We start from the raw sequence: 17,279 nt of genomic DNA on the forward strand, positions 1-17,279 counted from the left end.
CGGGCCGCGCCGCCGGCCGAGCCCGCCGCCTCGTGGACCGTGACGTCGAGGCCCGCGCGGGCCAGCACCACGGCCGCGGCGAGCCCGTTGGGCCCCGAGCCGACGACCGCGGCCGTCCCCTGCACGGGCCGTCCTAGCCGACCAGGGCGCTGCGCATGGTCCGCAGCGCCACGGACAGGGACGCGAGCTCCGCGGAGGCCTCGCCCGTGTCCTCGGCCTCGATCTCCCCCAGCACCTCGCGCAGCCGGCCCAGGCGGGACTCGTTGCTGGACTCCCAGGACTCCACCTTCTCCCGCGCGTCCCGGCCGGGGGCCTCGAGCGCCTGGTCGGCGAGGGCCACCAGGGTCGCGTACACGTCCTCCCGCATGGACATCCGCGCGAGGTTCTCCCAGCGGGTGGTCTGCGGCAGGCCGGTGATGCGGTTGAGCAGGCTCTCGATGCGGTAGCGGTCGTAGAGCCGGAAGTAGACCTTGGCGATGGTCTTGATCTGCTCCTCGTCGAGGCCGCCGTCCTCGGCGATCGCCTCGCCGGAGGCGTGGGCGAGCCGGGCGACGTCGAGCAGCGCGAACGCGTCCAGCAGCTGCGACCACTCCGTGGCCAGCGCCCCGGGGACGCCCTGCCGCGCGGCGGCCTCCGCCCGCGAGTCGACCCGCTGCCGGGAGTCCTCCCCGAGCAGCCGGTCCTCGAGGAACCGGATGTCCACGGTGGGCTTGTAGCGGTCGATGACCTCGGCCACCGGGTTGGCCGTCTCCTCCCGGTTGATGAGCCAGCGCACCACGCGGTCCAGCAGGCGCCGCATGTCCAGGAACATCCGGTCCCACACCTCGGTGGGCACCTCCGCGGGCAGCTCCCGGTGCTGGTGGGCGTAGCGGTCGATCTCGTAGATCTGCACGGCCGCCACGAAGGCCCGGGCCACCTCCACGGGCCCGCACCCGGTCTCCTCCATCACGCGGTAGACGAACGGGATGCCGCCGTAGTTGACCATCTGGTTGGCCACCATCGTGCAGATGATCTCGGCGCGCAGGGGGTGGGTGCCGACGAGCTCGCCGAAGCGCTGGGTGATCTGCTCCGGGAAGTAGGCCTCCAGGACCTCCCCGAACCACGGGTCCTCGGCGAGACCGCCCTCGACCAGCGCCTCCGAGAGCTGGATCTTGGCGTAGGCCGCCAGCACGGACAGCTCCGGGGACGTGAGCCCGTGGCCGGTGCGGACCCGCTCGCGCAGCTGCTCGTCGGAGGGCAGGAACTCGATGCCCCGGTCGAGGTCGGCCTCGTCCTCGAGCCAGTGCAGGAACCGGATGTAGGCCTCGTTGAGGGCCCGCACGCGCGAGCGCTCCGTGGTGAGCAGCACGTTCTGCGCCACGTTCGTCTCGAGCACCAGCCCGGCGACCTCGTCGGTCATGGCCTCGATGAAGCCGGCGCGCTCCGCCGCGGAGAGCTCGCCCGCCACGACCATGCGGTCCACGAGGATCTTGATGTTGACCTCGCGGTCGGAGGACTCCACGCCGCCGGAGTTGTCGATCGCATCCGTGTTGATCAGCACCCCGTTCAGCGCGGCCTCCACGCGGCCGAGCTGGGTGCAGCCCAGGTTGCCGCCCTCGCCGACGACCTTGGCCCGGAGGTCCCCGCCGTCGACGCGGATCGGGTCGTTGGCCTTGTCCCCCACGTCCGTGGAGGTCTCCTGCGCCGACTTCACGTACGTGCCGATCCCGCCGTTGTACAGGAGGTCGGCGGGCGCCGTCAGGATCGCCCGCATCAGCTCGATCGGGGAGAGCTCCTCGACGCCGTCGTCGAGGTCGAGGGCCTCGCGGACCTGCGGGGAGATCGGCACGGACTTCGCGGTGCGCGAGTACACGCCGCCGCCGGCCGAGATCTTCTCCGGGTCGTAGTCCTGCCACGAGGAGCGCGGGCGGCCGAACAGCCGCTCGCGCTCGGCGTAGGAGACGGCCGGGTCCGGGTCGGGGTCGAGGAAGATGTCGCGGTGGTCGAACGCGGCCAGCAGCCGGATGTGCTCGGACAGCAGCATGCCGTTGCCGAACACGTCGCCGGACATGTCCCCCACGCCCACCACGGTGAAGTCCTCCGCCTGGGTGTCGACGCCCAGCGCGAAGAAGTGCCGCTTCACCGACTCCCACGCCCCCCGGGCCGTGATGCCCATGGCCTTGTGGTCGTAGCCCACCGAGCCGCCCGAGGCGAAGGCGTCCCCGAGCCAGAACCCGTACTCCGCGGAGATTGCGTTGGCGGTGTCCGAGAAGGACGCCGTCCCCTTGTCCGCGGCCACCACCAGGTAGGAGTCCTGGCCGTCGCGGCGCACCACGTTCTCGGGGTGCACGACGACGTCCTGGCCGGACGCGTCGCGGACGAGGTTGTCGGTGATGTCCAGCAGGGAGGCGATGAACAGCTTGTACGCCTCCCGGCCCTCCGCCACCCAGGCGTCCCGGTCCGCGGCCGGCTCGGGCAGCTGCTTGGGGTAGAACCCGCCCTTCGCCCCGTTGGGGACGATCACCGAGTTCTTCACCATCTGCGCCTTCACCAGGCCCAGGACCTCGGTGCGGAAGTCCTCCCGGCGGTCCGACCAGCGCAGGCCGCCGCGGGCCACGGGCCCGAAGCGCAGGTGCGTGCCCTCGACCCGCGGGGACCACACCCAGACCTCGAACATGGGGTGCGGCAGCGGGGCCGTGCTGATCCGCCGGGGGTCCAGCTTGAACGCCATGGTGGGGCGGTGCCGGTACACGTTGGTGCGCAGCGTGGCGGCCATGCACTCGGCCAGCGCCCGCAGCAGCTTGTCGGCGTCCAGGGTGGGGACCTCGTCCAGGGCCTCGGTGAGCCGCCCCTGCGCGGCGTCGCGCTGGGAGCCGCGCACGGCGTCGTCGAGCGCCGGGTTGAAGCTCGCGTCGAAGAACTCGACCAGCGCCCGGGTGACCCGCGGGAAGCCCAGGAGCGTGTCCGCGATGTAGTCGAAGGAGTTGGGGTGCCCCAGCTGCAGGAGGTACCGGACGTAGGAGCGCAGCACGGCCACGGTCCGCCACGTCATGCGCTCCGTCAGGACCAGCCGGTTCAAGGAGTCGGACTCGGAGCGCCCGGACAGCACCGCGCACAGGGTGTCCTCGATGAGGTCCTCGGTCTTGGCGTCCTCCGGGCCGGTCGCGTCCACGCCCTCCGGCAGCCGCACCCCGAAGTCGTAGAGCTGGAAGTGGCGGCCGTCGGCGGGGGTGACCTCGTACGGCTTCTGGTCCAGGACCGTCAGGCCGAGGTTCTGCAGCATCGGCAGCAGCTCGGTCAGGGACAGGGAGCGGGTGAGGTAGATGTTCAGCCGCACGCCCCCGGGGTCGTCGACGACGCGCACCTCCGCGGGCAGGTCCGGGTCCCGTCCCCACAGCTCCTCGCAGCGCTGGAGGTCCTCGACCGCCTCCTCGATCTCGTAGTCCGCCCGGTAGGCGTCCGGGAACGCCTCCGCCCAGTTCTCGGCGTGCGTCCGCGCGAGCTCCTCCGAGAAGTCCCGGTGGATCGCGCGCGCCAGCGCCTCGGACCAGGACCGCACCGCGGCCCGCAGCCGCGCCTCCAGGCCCGAGCGGTCGAAGGACTGCACCTGACCGGTGTAGGGCAGCCGGATGCGGAAGAACAGGCGGGCGAGCGTCGAGGAGGTGAGCCGGGCGTCGAAGTCGATGGACTCGGCGTCGAAGGTGCGCTTCAGCTCGGCCTCGATCCGCCCGCGCACCGACGTGTTGTACCGGTCGCGGGGCAGGAAGACGACCGCGGACATGAACCGCCCGAAGTGGTCCTGGCGCAGGAACAGCCGGGTCTGCCGCCGCTCGTCCAGGCCCATGACGCCGCGCATGATGTCGTAGAGCTCGTCCGCGGTCATGTGGAACAGCTCGTCGCGCGGGTAGTCCTCGATGTTGCCCATCAGGTCCCGGGCCGAGTGCGAGTCCTCGAGGAAGCCGAACCGCTCGGCGACCTCGGCCATCTTGTCCTTGATCAGCGGCGTCTCGCGGGCCGGGGTGTTGTAGGCGCGGCGGGTGAACAGCCCCAGCACGAGGTACTCGCCCACGATCCGGCCCTCGTCGTCGTACTTCGCGACGCCGATGTAGTCCAGGTACTCCCTGCGGTGGATCGAGGAGCGGCGGTTGGCCTTCGTGATGAACAGCGTGCCGGCCTCGCGCGCGTGCTCCCGGCCCAGTCCGGTGAGGACCTGCCGGTGCGGCTTGCGGTCGTGCTCCACGAGCAGGCCCAGACCGGTCCCGGGACGGCTGACCAGGGAGAGGCCGTCGCCGGAGTCCTCGAGGTCGTACTCCTTGAAGCCCATGAGGATGAAGTTGCCCCGGACCAGCCAGCGCAGGAACTCCTGGGACGGTCCGACCAGCGGCGGGTGCCCGCCCTCGGGCAGGTCCAGCCGCCGCAGCCGGTCGAGCTCGTCCGCGAGCCGTCCGACGCGCTCCTTGAGCTCCACCTGGTCGTCGTCGACCCGCTGGACGTCCTCGAGCAGGCTCGTGAGCCGGTGCACCAGCTCCTGGGCGGTCTCGTCCGAGATCTGCCGGGAGAGCTCCACGGAGATCCAGGACTCCACCACGTGCGTGGTGCCCCCGTCCGAGCGGAACCCGGCCAGGCTGGGCAGCGCGGTGGTGTCGCCGCTGGAGGTGGCCGAGAAGTCCGGGACCTGCTGGAGCTCGCGCAGCTCGTGCGTCCCGGCGTCCCGGGCGGCGACGAGCACGGGGTGGATGAGCAGGCGGGCACCGCCCCACTTCGCGGCGATCTCCGCGGACACGGTGCTCACGAGGTAGGGGACGTCCTCGGTGACCACGAAGACCACGGAGGTCGAGTCCTCCTGGCGCACGCCCACGGCGATCTCCCGGGGCGCGCGGACCCGGCCCACCTCGTGGTGGTGGTCGGCCCGCTCGCGCAGCTGGTCCTCGGTGCGCGCGAGCAGGTCCTCCTGGGGCACGTGGCGGTAGTACTCGTTGATCCACGCCCGGTCCCCGGACCACTCGGGGGCCCGCGGGATCACCTGCAGCGCCTCGGTCCGGTCCTCGTCGGGGATCGTGTACTGGTCAGAGGCCACAGCCGCATCACGCCTTCGTCGCCGTGGACGGCAGGGGGCACGGTCCGTGCGCCGCCCTCGCCGCCCCAGGGGGTGGACGGCACCTCGTGGGACCGTCCCTGGTGGGTCCCAGCTTATTGAACGAAGCCGGGACTGTCAGGGTGCGGTGGACTCCGACGCGTCATCTCGCAGGCGCGCGGCGCCGAGGGCCTCCGTCCGCACGGGGACCACCTCGCAGTTGCCGACCCGGGGATGGGCCTCCCCGTTGAGCTCGGAGACCGTCAGTCGGATGAGCGAGCCGTGCGCCACCACCAGCACGCGGCGCCCGGGGTGGTCGGCGCGGATCCGGCGCAGCGCCGCCAGACCGCGGCGGACGACCGCCTCCGGCGGCTCCCCGGCGGAGAGCACCTGCTCCCGCGCGGCGCCCTCGAGACCCGCCAGGCGCGAGCCCTCGAGCGGGCCGAAGCTGCGCTCCACGAGCTCGTCGTAGGTCGCCGCGAGCTCGAGGCCCAGGGCCTCGCCGATGATCCGGGCGGTCTCCACGGCCCGGCCGAGCGGCGAGGAGACCAGGACGTCCCAGCCGAGGGCCTCGGCGTGCAGGTGGCGGGCGACGACCCGGGCCTGCTCCCGCCCGGCGTCGTTGAGCGGGACGTCCGTGGCGCCCTGGAGCCTCTCCTCGAGGTTCCAGTCGGTCTGGCCGTGGCGGATGAGCACGATGCGTCCGGGGGTGTTCACGTCCCCCACTCTGGGCGACGGCCCGCCGGGGGGCAAGCGGGACGGCGGGAACCCCGGTCCGCGGGGGCCCGGGCACCGCACCGCACCCGGCCGCCGCCGGCCCTCCGGGCCAGGACACGGACGGCCCGCGGCCCGAGGTCCTGGACGAACCGGGGCAATGCGGGTTGAGTGGCACGCATGACCACCTTCACGTTCAGCTCCCGCGTGCCCCACCCCGTCGAGGACGTCTTCGCCTGGCACGCCCGCCCGGGGGCGCTCACCCGGCTCACGCCCGCGTGGACGGGCTCCGTGGTGGAGGAGTCCTCGCCCCCGCTGCAGGACGGGACGCGGTCCCGGCTGCGGGTGGCCGTGCCGGGCTCCTACGGGCTGGCCTCGGTGCCCTGGACCGCGGAGCACCACGGCTTCGTCCCCGGCCGGGAGTTCCGGGACCGGATGGTGAAGGGCCCGCTCGCCTCGTGGGAGCACCACCACCGGTTCGACGACGACGGGCACGGCGGGACCGTGGTCACGGACACCGTGGAGTACGCGGCGCTGCCGGGCAGCAGGGCGTTCGGGGACCGGCTGATGAGCCCGGCGCTGGGCCGCCAGTTCGAGGCCCGCGCCCGGCGGCTGGCCGCCGACCTCGACCTCCACAGCCGCTATCCCGGCCGGCCGCTGACCGTCGCCGTCACGGGGGCCTCGGGCACCATCGGCGTGCAGCTGGCCGCGCTGCTGAGCACCGGGGGCCACACGGTCCTGCGCTTCGTGCGCCGCGAGGCGCGCACCCCCCTCGAGATCTCGTGGGACCCGGCGGCCGGGGAGCTGGACCCCGCCGCGCTGCGGGGGGTGGACGTCGTGGTGAACCTCGCCGGGCGCAGCATCGGGGGGCGGCTCACGGACGCCGCGAAGGAGCAGATCCACGACTCGCGGGTGCTCGGCACCCGGCTGCTCGTCCGCGCCTTCGTCGCGCTCGGCGACGAGGCCCCCGCCGCGCTGGTCAACGGCTCCGCGATCGGCTACTACGGGGCGGACACGCACGGGGAGAGCGTCACGGAGAAGTCCCCGCCGGGCGACGACTTCCTCGCCGAGGTCTGCACGGCGTGGGAGCGTGCCGCCCAGGAGGCCGAGGCCATCGGCACCCGCGTGGTCACGGTGCGCACCGGGGTGGTGCAGAGCCCCGCCGGCGGCGCCCTCAAGGCCCAGCTGCCCCTGTTCCTCGCGGGGCTGGGCGGGCGGCTCGGCTCCGGGGACCAGTGGCTGAGCTGGATCTCGCTGGACGACACGGTGGGTCTGTTCGCCCACGCGGTGCTCTCCCCCGGCCTGCACGGGCCCGTCAACGCCGTGGCCCCGATGCCGGTGACGGGCCGCGACTACGCCCGGACCCTCGGCAAGGTCCTCGGCCGGCCGGCCCTGCTGCCCACCCCGGGGTTCGGGCCGAAGCTCGTGCTCGGCTCCGAGGGCGCCGAGCTGATGGCGCTCGCGGACCAGCGGGTCTCGGCGGACCGGGCCATCGACCGCGGCTACCGGTTCCGCCACCCCGACCTCGGCTCGGCGCTGCGGGAGGAGCTGGGCCGCTTCTGACCCGCCCCGGCCCGCCCGCCGCCACCGCCGACGTGGCGGGTCAGCGGCAGGACGGCCGTCAGAGGCGGCCGGAGACCGGGAACCGCTCCCAGGCGCGGTGGCTCTTCATGAGCGTGACCACCTGCTCGACCACGGCGGCGGCGTCCTTGCCGGAGACCACGCCGGGCGCGCCCTCGGGCAGGCCGGCCGCGGCGAGCACCTGGCCCTTGGCGCCCCAGGTGCCGATGGCCTTGGCCTGGCGGAACACCTCGCCGAGCAGCAGGTGCACGCGCGGGTCCACGCCGCCGGGGGCGACGGCTCCGGCCTTCGCGTCGAGGCCCTGCCGGGCGTCCGGGGCCGGCGGGACGGCGCCGGCCACCAGCACCGAGTCGAACTCGACGGAGCGCGCCGTGAGGTAGGTCCGGTGGGCCACGACCTTCCCGCCGCGCCCGACCGGCCCGCCGTGCGGGGCGATGACCAGCGGCACCATCCCGGCGTCGTCGATCGCGGAGACCACGGCCAGGAGGTCGTTCTCGTCGGGGTCGGGGCCCACCACGATCCCGACCTGCCGGCCGTCGAGGGGCCACTGCCCGCCGACCTGGGACAGGGCGGGGCTGGGCTTGATCCTCCCGTGCTTGACGGTCGGCTTCGGCGCCGGAAGGCCCAGGCCCTGGGCGACCACGGCGCACAGCTTCTCGTCGATGTTGGCCAGGGCCTGCAGCTGGCGCTCCTTGACCGCCTGCTCCCAGCACTTGCCGAGCTCGAAGGTGTACGCCTGCGCGATGTGCTCCTTCTCGACGTCGCTCATCGACAGCCAGAACAGGCGGGTCTGGGTGTAGTGGTCCTCGAAGGTCACGGGGTTCCCGCGCTCCTTGACCGACTCCGCGACCGGGGCCGGGTGGTCGATGAAGGGGCGGGCCGGCTCGTCGGCGGGGAAGGGGTTGTTCCCGTCCAGCGAGTTCGGGTGGTAGGGCGCCACCCCGCTGTGCACGGCCGTCTGGTGCATCCCGTCCCGGAGCATGTCGTTGACCGGGGCGTGCGGGCGGTTGATCGGCAGCTGGGTCCAGTTGGGCCCGCCCAGCCGGCTGAGCTGGGTGTCCAGGTAGGAGAACAGCCGGCCCTGCAGCAGGGGGTCGTTGGTGACGTCGATGCCGCGGACCAGGTTGTTCGGGTTGAAGGCGACCTGCTCGGTCTCGGCGAAGTAGTTGGACGGGTTGCGGTTGAGCGTCATCAGCCCGACCGGCTCCACGGGCGCGAGCTCCTCCGGGACGATCTTCGTGGGGTCGAGCAGGTCGATGCCCTCGAAGACCTGCTCCTCGTTGTCCTCGAAGACCTGCACCCCGAGCTCCCACTCGGGGTGGGCGCCTGCCTCGATGGCGTCCGCGAGGTCCCGGCGGTGCACGTCCGGGTCCATGCCCATCGCGATCTGCGCCTCCTCCCACAGCACCGAGTGCACGCCGAGCTTCGGCTTCCAGTGGAACTTCACGAGCACGCTGCGGCCGGCGTCGTCGACGAGCCGGAACGTGTGGACGCCGAAGCCCTCCATGGTGCGGTAGGACCGGGGGATGCCGCGGTCCGACATGTTCCAGATCGTGTGGTGCTGCGCCTCGGTGTGCAGGGAGACGAAGTCCCAGAAGGTGTCGTGGGCGGACTGCGCCTGCGGGATCTCCCGGTCCGGGTGGGGCTTGCCCGCGTGGATGACGTCCGGGAACTTGATGGCGTCCTGGATGAAGAACACGGGGATGTTGTTGCCCACGAGGTCCCAGGTGCCCTCGGAGGTGTAGAACTTCGTGGCGAAGCCGCGGGTGTCCCGGGCGAGGTCGGCGGACCCGCGCGAGCCGAGGACGGTGGAGAAGCGCACGAAGACCGGGGTCTCGACGTCCTTGCCGAACACGGCGGCGGAGGAGATCCTGCTCGCGGTGCCGTAGGAGCGGAACACGCCGTGGGCGCCGGCGCCGCGGGCGTGCACCACGCGCTCCGGGATGCGCTCGTGGTCGAAGTGGCTGATCTTCTCCCGGAAGTGGTGGTCCTGCAGGAGCACGGGACCGCGCCGGCCCGCCTTCAGGGAGTGGTCGGTGTCGGCGCGCCGGGAGCCGTGGGCGGTGGTCAGGTGCTCGCCGCCCTGGGCGTTGAAGGTCGGGTCGATCCCGGTGTCCTGGCCCGTGGGGCTCACCGGCTCCGGCGTGCCCTGGTCCGGCTTGGGCGGCAGCGGCGGGCGGGGCGTGGTGGGCTCCGCGAGCGGGGCGGTCTCGCTGCCGGGGACGCCGGGAGCCATGGGCGCCTGCCCCTCGGTCCTCTGCCTCTTCCTGTTCAGCCTCTTGCGCATGATGGACCTCCCGGTCGTCGAAGTGCGGTCGACACCGGCCGGTCCCGGTCCGGACGGACGGGAACGACCAGCTCACTTACCATTAGTGCACTCCCGTGAGGCAGGGCACAAGTCACCGGACCCGCCTCCGCGCTGGGTGAACAGCCGACCGCGCCCCGGGCGGACTCCCCGGACGGAGCGGAACGGACCCCCTCGGCGCCGTGGCCAAGGGGGTCCGGGACGGAGGGGCTCAGTCCTCCTCGACGTCGACCCGCTCCTGGCGCACGGTCTCCTCGACCACCTCCGTGCGCTCCGTGCGGCGCACCACCAGGCGCACCCGCTCGTAGGGCACGCGCACCGTCTGCACCACGGGCACCTCCCGGTAGAGGATGACCTCGTCCTCCCCCACCGGCAGCTCCCGGCCGGCGAGGAACGCCTCGCGCTCCTCCTCGGTGACGGGGGTGCGGACCTCCTCGACGTCCTCGGACGCCAGGGTCTGCTCCGCGCGCACCGGCTCCTCCACCACGTACTTGCGCAGCCGGGCCCGCCCGGACTCGACGCGCTCGGTCCCGACCTGCAGCCGCTCCTCGTGCCGGACCACGGAGGGGGTCTCGCCGGAGCGACCACCGCCCCCGAGGTCACCGGTCGCGTCCCCGGCGGCGTGGCGGCCGGCACCGCGCTCCGCCCCGGCCCGGGTCGTGGTGTCCCGGTCCGTGGTGTCCCGGGTCGTGGTGTCCGGGCCGGTGGCGTCCCGCTCCACGGTGTCCAGGTCGGCAGTGTCCAGGTCGGCGGTGTCCGGGCCGGTGACGTCCCGGCCGGTGGCGTCCCGGCCGGTCGACTCCTGGTCGAAGGCCCCTCCGCCGGCGCCGGACGGCTCGTCGCGCCGGCCGTGGTCGCGCCGATCGTCAGGCCGATCGTCGCCCACGCTCTCGCGGTCGTGGCCGGCCGTGGCGTCCGCCCCGGTCAGCGACTCGCCGGTCCCGCGCACGGGCGAGCCGTCGTCGCGGCCTGAGTCGTCGCCGTGACGGACGGCGTCGTCGTCCCCGGCGTCGATGTTGTAGGCGGGAGCCCCGCCGCGCGGGTCGCGCGTGTCGGTGGCACCCGAGGTCGCGGAGCCGCCGATGTCGCCGTCCTCCCGCCCGTAGGCGTTGTGGTCCCAGAGCTCGGTCGCCGAGCTGGGCGGGTGGCGCTCCACCCCGGTGTCGTCCGCGTCCCGCCCGCCGGCGCGCCCGGCGGTGGGCTCCTCGTGGGCGGACTCCTGGTCGTACGGGCGGTCGTCGGAGGTGGACATCGTGGACTCTCCTCGGGGTTGCAGTCGACAGCCACATTTTATCAGCGTGCTGAGCTGTGGCGCATTCCACTCTACGGGGGACCGGGGACCGGCGCGCCGGAGCGCCCGCCCTTGTCCGCCCGGGCCCACGGTGCGAGGATCGATGCATGAGCACCTGGACCGCCCTCGCGGCCGGCGGCGCCGAGGCCGTGCGGACGGGGGCGTGGGAGAGCGGTGCGACGGTGGCCGGAGCGGTCGTCGTCGTACTGATGGTGGCCGCCACGGTCTCCCTGCTGCGCAGCCCGGCCCTGGATCCCGTGCTGCGCCTGCTGTGGCTGCTCGTGATCCTCGCGTTCCCCGTCGCCGGCGCGGGACTGTGGTTCGCGCTGGGCCGCCGGGCCCCGCGCCCGCAGGACCCGCACCCCGCGTAGCCCGCCGACACCCCCGCAGGACCCGGCCGAGAAAGGACTCCGCATGAGCTACACCCAGGACGGGCACGGGTTCTTCACCCGGGCCCTGGACGCCGAGGACCGCGGACGGCTCGACGAGGCCGAGACCGCCTACCAGCAGGCCATCGTGCTCTTCGAGGAGGAGGGCGACTCCCTCCAGGAGCAGGCCGCCTGCCACTACAACCTGGGTCATCTCTACCTCGGGATGAACCGCCCCGGCCGGGCCGTCACCGCCTACGAGAACGCCCTCGGGCTGTTCTGCCGCATCCCCGGCAGCGGCAAGCACCTGGCCCGCACACACCTGATCCTGGGCAGCCTGCTGCTCGAGCTGGACCGCGCCCACGACGCGGAGGAGCACCTCCTCGACGCCCTGGGCCAGTACCTCGACGCCCCGCACGAGGCGCAGGACCAGGCGCAGTGCCACGTCAACCTGGGACGGGTGTACGAGCTGGGCGAGCGCCACACCCAGGCCATCACGGCCTACAACCGGGCGCTGGACTTCTACCAGGAGACCGAGGCCACGGCCACGGACCAGGCGGAGTGCTTCACCGCCCTGGGCCGGCTCTACGAGCGCGCGGGCCGGATGAAGGAGTCCGGGGCCGCCTACGCGGCGGCCGCCCGCCTGCGCTGGTCCGCCGAGCAGCAGCGCCTGGAGCAGCAGAGCCCCGCCCGGGACGCCGGGGTGCCCGACGGAGAGGACCGTTCATGAGCTCGCGCCTGATCTACGGCTGCATGACCATCGGGGGGTCGTGGGACGACGCCCCGCCGAGCGCAGGGACCGTGGACCGTGCCCGGGCCGCGGTGCACGCGGCGCTGGACGCCGGCATCACCGACTTCGACCACGCCGACATCTACGCCCACGGCAAGTCCGAGGAGGTCTTCGGCGAGCTCCTCGCGGAGGACCCGGAGCTGCGCCGGAGGGTGCGCCTCCAGACCAAGTGCGGGGTGCGCCTGCCGGGCAACACCGCGGCACCCGGCGCGCCGACCCACTACCGGCTGGACCGGGACACGATCCGGCGCGGCCTCGAGGGGTCCCTCCGCCGGCTCCGCGTGGACTCCGTGGAGCGCTTCATGCTGCACCGGCCGGACCCCCTGGCCGATCCCCGGGAGGTCGCGGGGACCCTGGACGAGCTGCGCAAGGAGGGGCTGATCCGCTCAGTGGGCCTGTCCAACATGTCGACCCGCCAGGTGTCCCGCTACCAGCAGGTGCTCAGCACGCCCGTCACCGCGGTGCAGCTCGAGCTGAGCCTGCGGCACCGGAGCTTCGTGGAGCAGCAGATCCTGGCCAACCACCCCGAGGGCGCGGAGCACTCCTTCCCGGAAGGGCTCCTGGAGTACTGCGCGGCCGACGGCATCGAGGTGCAGGCGTGGGGCGCCCTGGCCCGCGGCCTGTACACCGGTGCGCCGATCCCGCCGGAGGACCAGCACGCCGCGGCCACCGCCGAGACGGTCCACCGGATCGCCTCGGCGCACGGCGTCCCCGGCGAGGCGGTGGTCCTCGCGTGGCTCATGAAGCACCCCGGCGGGATCCGCCCGGTGCTGGGGACCACCGACCCGGAGCGGATCGCCGCGTGCGCCGCGGCGGAGGAGCTCGCGTCCCGGCTCGGCCACGAGGACTGGTACGCGCTGCTCACGGCGGCGCGGGGCCAGTCCGTCCCCTGAGCCCGCCCCGGCCGCTCAGCCCGTGAGCCGCGCGCCCAGCTCGCCGGCCGCCTCCCGGAGGGCGGGCACCATGTCCACGAGGTCCTCCAGCCGGTGCCGGAACACCGGCGCGGACAGCGCGAGCGAGCCGATGCAGCCCCCGCCCGGCCGCAGGACGGGCACCGCGACGGCGACCATCCCCACGTCGTGCTCCTGGTCCTGGGTGGCCCAGCCCTCCCGCCGGATCCGCTCGACCCGCCGGCGCAGCTCGTCCCGGTCCGTGAGCGTGGCCGGGGTGCGGGCCTCGAGCTCGATGGTGCCGAGCAGGTGCTCGCGCACGTCCTCCGGGGCGAACGCGAGCAGGCACAGCCCGAGGGCCGAGGAGTGCAGCGCGCCGCGGTAGCCGGGGTCGGAGGTGACCCGGAAGTCCGGCCCGTCCTCCTTGGCGAGGGTGTGGAAGCGGTCGCCGTCCAGGACGGCGAAGAGGCAGGACTCCCCCGTGCGCTCGACCATCCGCCGGAGCACGGGCACGACCGTCCCCGTGATCCCGAGGCGCTGGGCCACGCTGTGGGCGGCGTGGAAGATCTTCAGCCCCAGAACGTAGCGCCTGTCCTCCTGCAGCTCGGCGAAGCCGTCCCGGACGAGCGCGTTGAGCAGCCGGTAGGTGGTGCTGAAGGGGTAGCCGCAGATCTTGGTGGCCTCGGCCGCGGTCAGCCCGTCCGGGTGCTCCCCCAGCAGCTCGAGCAGCCGGAGGGCCTTGCCCACCATGTCCTGGCGGGCGGCCCCCGCCGGCTCCGGGGCCGTCACCGGGGGCCCCCGGCGCCGGGGAGGGCGGTCCTGATCGACGTTCGCACAGCAGCGCTCCGTCCGTCCTGCGGTTGACATGTGGACCAGCTCACAGAGATCATGATCACACAGTAGCAGTGACTTCCACAATATGAGAACCAGATCGCGTTGTGGACCGACCCGAAGGACCTCCATGAGCTCAGCAGCGACGACCGCCGAGACCACGGCCCCGCCGCCCTCCGGCCGGACGCCCCGCAAGGCCGCGCTGGCCAGCTGGATCGGCAGCGCCCTCGAGTACTACGACTTCGCGGTCTACGGCACCGCCGCCGCCCTGGTGCTCAACCACCTCTTCTTCCCCGCCGAGACGTCCCCCGGCGTGGCCATCCTCTTCGCCATGGGCACCGTGGGCGTGGCGTACGTCGTCCGCCCGCTGGGGGCCCTGGTCATGGGTCCGCTGGCCGACCGGTTCGGCCGCAAGTTCGTGCTCATGCTGACCCTGTTCATGATCGGCGGGGCGACCTTCGCCGTCGGCTGCCTCCCGACCTACGACCAGGTGGGGATGCTGGCCCCGGTGCTGCTCGTGCTGTGCCGCGTGGTCCAGGGGCTGTCCGCCGCGGGCGAGCAGGCCAGCGCCATCTCCATGTCGCTCGAGCACTCCGACGAGGACCGCCGCGCGTACACCACCAGCTGGACCCTGCAGGGCACCCAGTTCGGGACCCTGCTCGCCACCGCCGTGTTCATCCCGTTCACCCTCCTGCCGGAGGAGGCGCTGTTCAGCTGGGGCTGGCGCGTGCCGTTCTGGCTCTCCGCCGTCGTCGTGGTGGTGGCCTACCTGATCCGCCGCCACCTGGAGGAGCCCCCGGCCTTCCGGGAGGCCCGCGCCGAGACCCCCGCCGAGCAGCCGGAGTCCCCGCTGCGCGTGCTCCTGCGGCACCACCGGGCCGCCGTGGTCCGGATCGCCGCTGCCGCCATGATCAACACCGTCAACGTGGTGTTCACGGTGTGGTCTCTCTCCTTCGCCACCTCCGTGGTCGGCCTCGAGCGCTCCACCATGCTGTGGGTCTCCGTGCTGGCCAACGCCGTCGCCCTGTTCGTGATCCCGGTCGTGGCCGTGCTCGCCGACCGCATCGGCCGCAAGCCCGTCTTCCTCGCGGGGGTCCTCGGCCCCGCCGTGCTGATGTACCCCTACCTCTCGGCGGTCCACGCCGGGAACTGGCCGCTCATCTTCGTGCTCGGCGCCGTCATGTCCGGGTGCTTCTACTCGATGGCCAACAGCATCTGGCCCTCGTTCTACGCCGAGATGCTGCCGCTGCGGGTCCGGGTCACCGGCCTGGCCCTGGGCACCCAGATCGGCTTCGCCGTCTCGGGCGGCTTCGCGCCCGTCCTCGCCTCCGCCGTGGCCGGTCCCGCCGGCGACAACTGGCTGGGCGTGGCCGTGTTCGTCACGGTCGCGTGCCTGATCTCCGGCGGCGCCGCGCTCACCGCGAAGGAGACGGCGCGGAAGTCCCTCGACGAGATCGACGCGCTGCACACCTCGCGCACCGAGGCCGCCGAGCTGCGCGCCCTCGAGGCCCGGGGCCGGGGCGCCGAGAACGAGGGCGCCGCGGAGCCGGTCGCCGCCGGGGCGGCACGCTGATGCGCACCTCGATCGCCACGGTCTGCCTCTCGGGCACCCTCGAGGAGAAGATGCACGCCGCCGCGGCCGCCGGGTTCGACGGGATCGAGGTCTTCGAGCAGGACCTGGTCGTCTCCCCCTCCTCCCCCGAGCAGATCCGGGAGCTCGCCGCGCAGCTGGGCCTGAGCCTGGACCTCTACCAGCCCTTCCGGGACTTCGACGCTGTGGGCCCCGAGCGGCTGGCCGCGAACCTGCGGCGCGCCGAGGCCAAGTTCCGGCTGATGGACCGGCTCGGCACGCAGACCCTGCTCGTGTGCTCCAACGTGGCCACGGCCGAGATCGACGACGACGAGGTCATGGCGGGGCAGCTGCACCGGCTCGGCGAGCTCGCCGCGCGCCACGGCGTGCGCCTGGCCTACGAGGCACTGGCCTGGGGGAGGTTCGTCAACGACTTCGAGCGCGCCCAGCGGATCGTGGACCTCGCCGACCACCCGAGCGTGGGGACCTGCCTCGACAGCTTCCACATCCTCTCCCGCGCCTGGGACCCGGCCCCGATCGAGGACATCGCGGCGGAGAAGATCTTCTTCGTGCAGCTTGCCGACGCCCCGCTCCTGCACCTGGACGTCCTGTCCTGGTCCCGCCACCACCGGGTGTTCCCCGGGCAGGGCGACTTCGACATGGTCGGCTTCATGTCCCACCTGGTCCGCGCCGGCTACGACGGCCCCGTGTCCCTGGAGATCTTCAACGACGCCTTCCGCCAGGCCGACGTCAACCGCACGGCGGTGGACGGGCTGCGCTCCCTGCGCTGGCTCGAGGACCAGACCCGACGGGCCCTGGCCGGGGAGCGGTCCCGGGACACGCTCGAGCTCCAGCCGCTGCCCGCGGTCGAGGAGCCGGCCGGCCACGACTTCGTGGAGATCCGCACCGGGCGGCTCGGCGAGACCACCCGGCTCCTGCACCAGCTCGGCTTCGCCCTGGGCGGGCACCACCAGTCCAAGGAGAACGTGCAGGTGTGGGTGCAGGGACCGGTGCGGGTCGTCGTCAACGACGCGGTCCCGGACGGCTCCCCCACCGAGGTCGCCGCGCTCGGCTTCGACGTCGCCGACCCGGACGCCGCCGTCGACCGGGCCGCCCGGCTCAAGGCCCTGCCCGTGCCCCGCTCCCAGCGCGACGACGAGCAGGTCCTGCGCGGCGTGTTCGCCCCGGACGGCACGGAGATCTTCTTCTGCGAGCGCACGGCGGACGGGGTCCCGGGGTGGCTGGGCGAGTTCGGCGCGGACGACGAGCTCGACACGGGGGCCCTGGTCACCGGGGTGGACCACGTCAACATGGCCCAGCCGTGGCAGCACTACGACGAGGCCGTGCTGTTCTACACCTCGGTGCTGGCGCTGGAGGCGCAGGCCGCCCAGGACGTCCCCGGCCCCTCGGGGCTGGTGCGCAGCCAGGTGATGCGCTCGGCCAACGGGGCGGTGCGGATGCCGCTCAACGTGGCCCCGGCCGCCGCGGAGCAGGGCTCCTTCGTGGGCGCGGCCTACCCCGAGCACGTGGCGCTGTCCTGCACGGACGTCTTCGCCGTGGCCCGGCGCGCCCGCCGGCGCGGGCTGCGGTTCCTGCCCGTGCCGCAGAACTACTACGAGGACCTCGACGCCCGCTTCGACCTCGACGCCGGGTTCCTGGCGTCCCTGCAGGAGCTGCACCTGCTCTACGACCGGGACGCCGAGGGCGAGTTCCTGCACTTCTACACGGAGACCCTGGGCACGGTGTTCTTCGAGGTGGTCGAGCGCCGCAACGGGTACTCCGGCTTCGGCGCGCCCAACGCCCCGGTCCGGCTCGCGGCGCAGTACCGGCGCTCGCAGGCGGCCCACCGGGCGCGCACGGAGGCCTGAGCACCCCGCCGCGGGGCG

At 73.4% G+C, this 17,279-nt stretch carries 11 protein-coding genes; 6 read left to right on the top strand and 5 right to left on the bottom strand.

All coding sequences use genetic code 11. The features are described from left to right. Positions 1-133: 133 nt before the first annotated feature. Both CRM73_RS06245 and CRM73_RS06250 read right to left on the bottom strand, forming a co-directional pair. On the bottom strand, positions 134-5,056 hold the full coding sequence (locus CRM73_RS06245) for an NAD-glutamate dehydrogenase (RefSeq protein WP_017834388.1): 4,923 nt from the start codon (positions 5,054-5,056) through the stop codon (positions 134-136). A gap of 135 nt (positions 5,057-5,191) precedes the next feature. Beyond that, on the bottom strand, positions 5,192-5,770 hold the full coding sequence (locus CRM73_RS06250) for a histidine phosphatase family protein (protein ID WP_017834387.1): 579 nt from the start codon (positions 5,768-5,770) through the stop codon (positions 5,192-5,194). Between the two features lie 177 nt (positions 5,771-5,947). On the opposite strand from CRM73_RS06250, the gene CRM73_RS06255 reads away from it, so the two are divergent. Further along, positions 5,948-7,330, top strand: coding sequence for a TIGR01777 family oxidoreductase (locus tag CRM73_RS06255; RefSeq protein WP_095651301.1), 1,383 nt, complete (start codon positions 5,948-5,950; stop codon positions 7,328-7,330). A gap of 58 nt (positions 7,331-7,388) precedes the next feature. Here CRM73_RS06255 and CRM73_RS06260 read toward each other — a convergent pair whose 3' ends face one another. Together CRM73_RS06260 and CRM73_RS06265 are read right to left on the bottom strand one after the other, a co-directional pair. Continuing rightward, complete coding sequence (locus tag CRM73_RS06260; RefSeq protein WP_229587176.1) at positions 7,389-9,584, bottom strand: catalase; 2,196 nt, start codon at positions 9,582-9,584, stop codon at positions 7,389-7,391. A gap of 280 nt (positions 9,585-9,864) precedes the next feature. After that, complete coding sequence (locus CRM73_RS06265; protein ID WP_229587178.1) at positions 9,865-10,905, bottom strand: YsnF/AvaK domain-containing protein; 1,041 nt, start codon at positions 10,903-10,905, stop codon at positions 9,865-9,867. Between the two features lie 146 nt (positions 10,906-11,051). Here CRM73_RS06265 and CRM73_RS06270 point away from each other — a divergent pair, with 146 nt between their 5' ends. The 3 genes from CRM73_RS06270 to CRM73_RS06280 are packed head-to-tail and all read left to right on the top strand — an operon-like array spanning position 11,052 to position 12,995. Further along, positions 11,052-11,315: a PLDc N-terminal domain-containing protein gene (locus tag CRM73_RS06270; protein ID WP_035925812.1), complete on the top strand. Its 264-nt coding sequence runs from the start codon at positions 11,052-11,054 to the stop codon at positions 11,313-11,315. A 43-nt stretch (positions 11,316-11,358) separates the two neighbouring features. Beyond that, the gene (locus CRM73_RS06275) at positions 11,359-12,042 is read left to right on the top strand and encodes a tetratricopeptide repeat protein (protein ID WP_095651303.1); all 684 of its coding nucleotides are present in this window, start codon (positions 11,359-11,361) and stop codon (positions 12,040-12,042) included. Beyond that, complete coding sequence (locus CRM73_RS06280) at positions 12,039-12,995, top strand: aldo/keto reductase family oxidoreductase (RefSeq protein ID WP_109222268.1); 957 nt, start codon at positions 12,039-12,041, stop codon at positions 12,993-12,995. Before CRM73_RS06275 ends, CRM73_RS06280 begins: the two co-directional genes overlap by 4 nt. Before the next feature lie 15 nt (positions 12,996-13,010). Here the strand turns inward: CRM73_RS06280 and CRM73_RS06285 are convergent, their stop codons facing one another. Beyond that, positions 13,011-13,781: an IclR family transcriptional regulator gene (locus CRM73_RS06285; RefSeq protein ID WP_126349817.1), complete on the bottom strand. Its 771-nt coding sequence runs from the start codon at positions 13,779-13,781 to the stop codon at positions 13,011-13,013. A 172-nt stretch (positions 13,782-13,953) separates the two neighbouring features. Between CRM73_RS06285 and CRM73_RS06290 the strand changes: the two genes are divergently transcribed. Both CRM73_RS06290 and CRM73_RS06295 read left to right on the top strand, forming a co-directional pair. Next, positions 13,954-15,396 (top strand): MFS transporter, encoded by a 1,443-nt coding sequence (locus CRM73_RS06290; RefSeq protein ID WP_229587180.1) that lies wholly within the window; start codon positions 13,954-13,956, stop codon positions 15,394-15,396. Next, positions 15,396-17,261, top strand: coding sequence for a sugar phosphate isomerase/epimerase and 4-hydroxyphenylpyruvate domain-containing protein (locus CRM73_RS06295; protein ID WP_229587182.1), 1,866 nt, complete (start codon positions 15,396-15,398; stop codon positions 17,259-17,261). Before CRM73_RS06290 ends, CRM73_RS06295 begins: the two co-directional genes overlap by 1 nt. The last annotated feature ends 18 nt before the right edge of the window (positions 17,262-17,279 follow it).

Origin of the sequence: Kocuria sp. CCUG 69068 (assembly GCF_020833785.1) — a bacterium.
Taxonomy (GTDB): Bacteria; Actinomycetota; Actinomycetes; order Actinomycetales; family Micrococcaceae; genus Kocuria; species Kocuria rosea.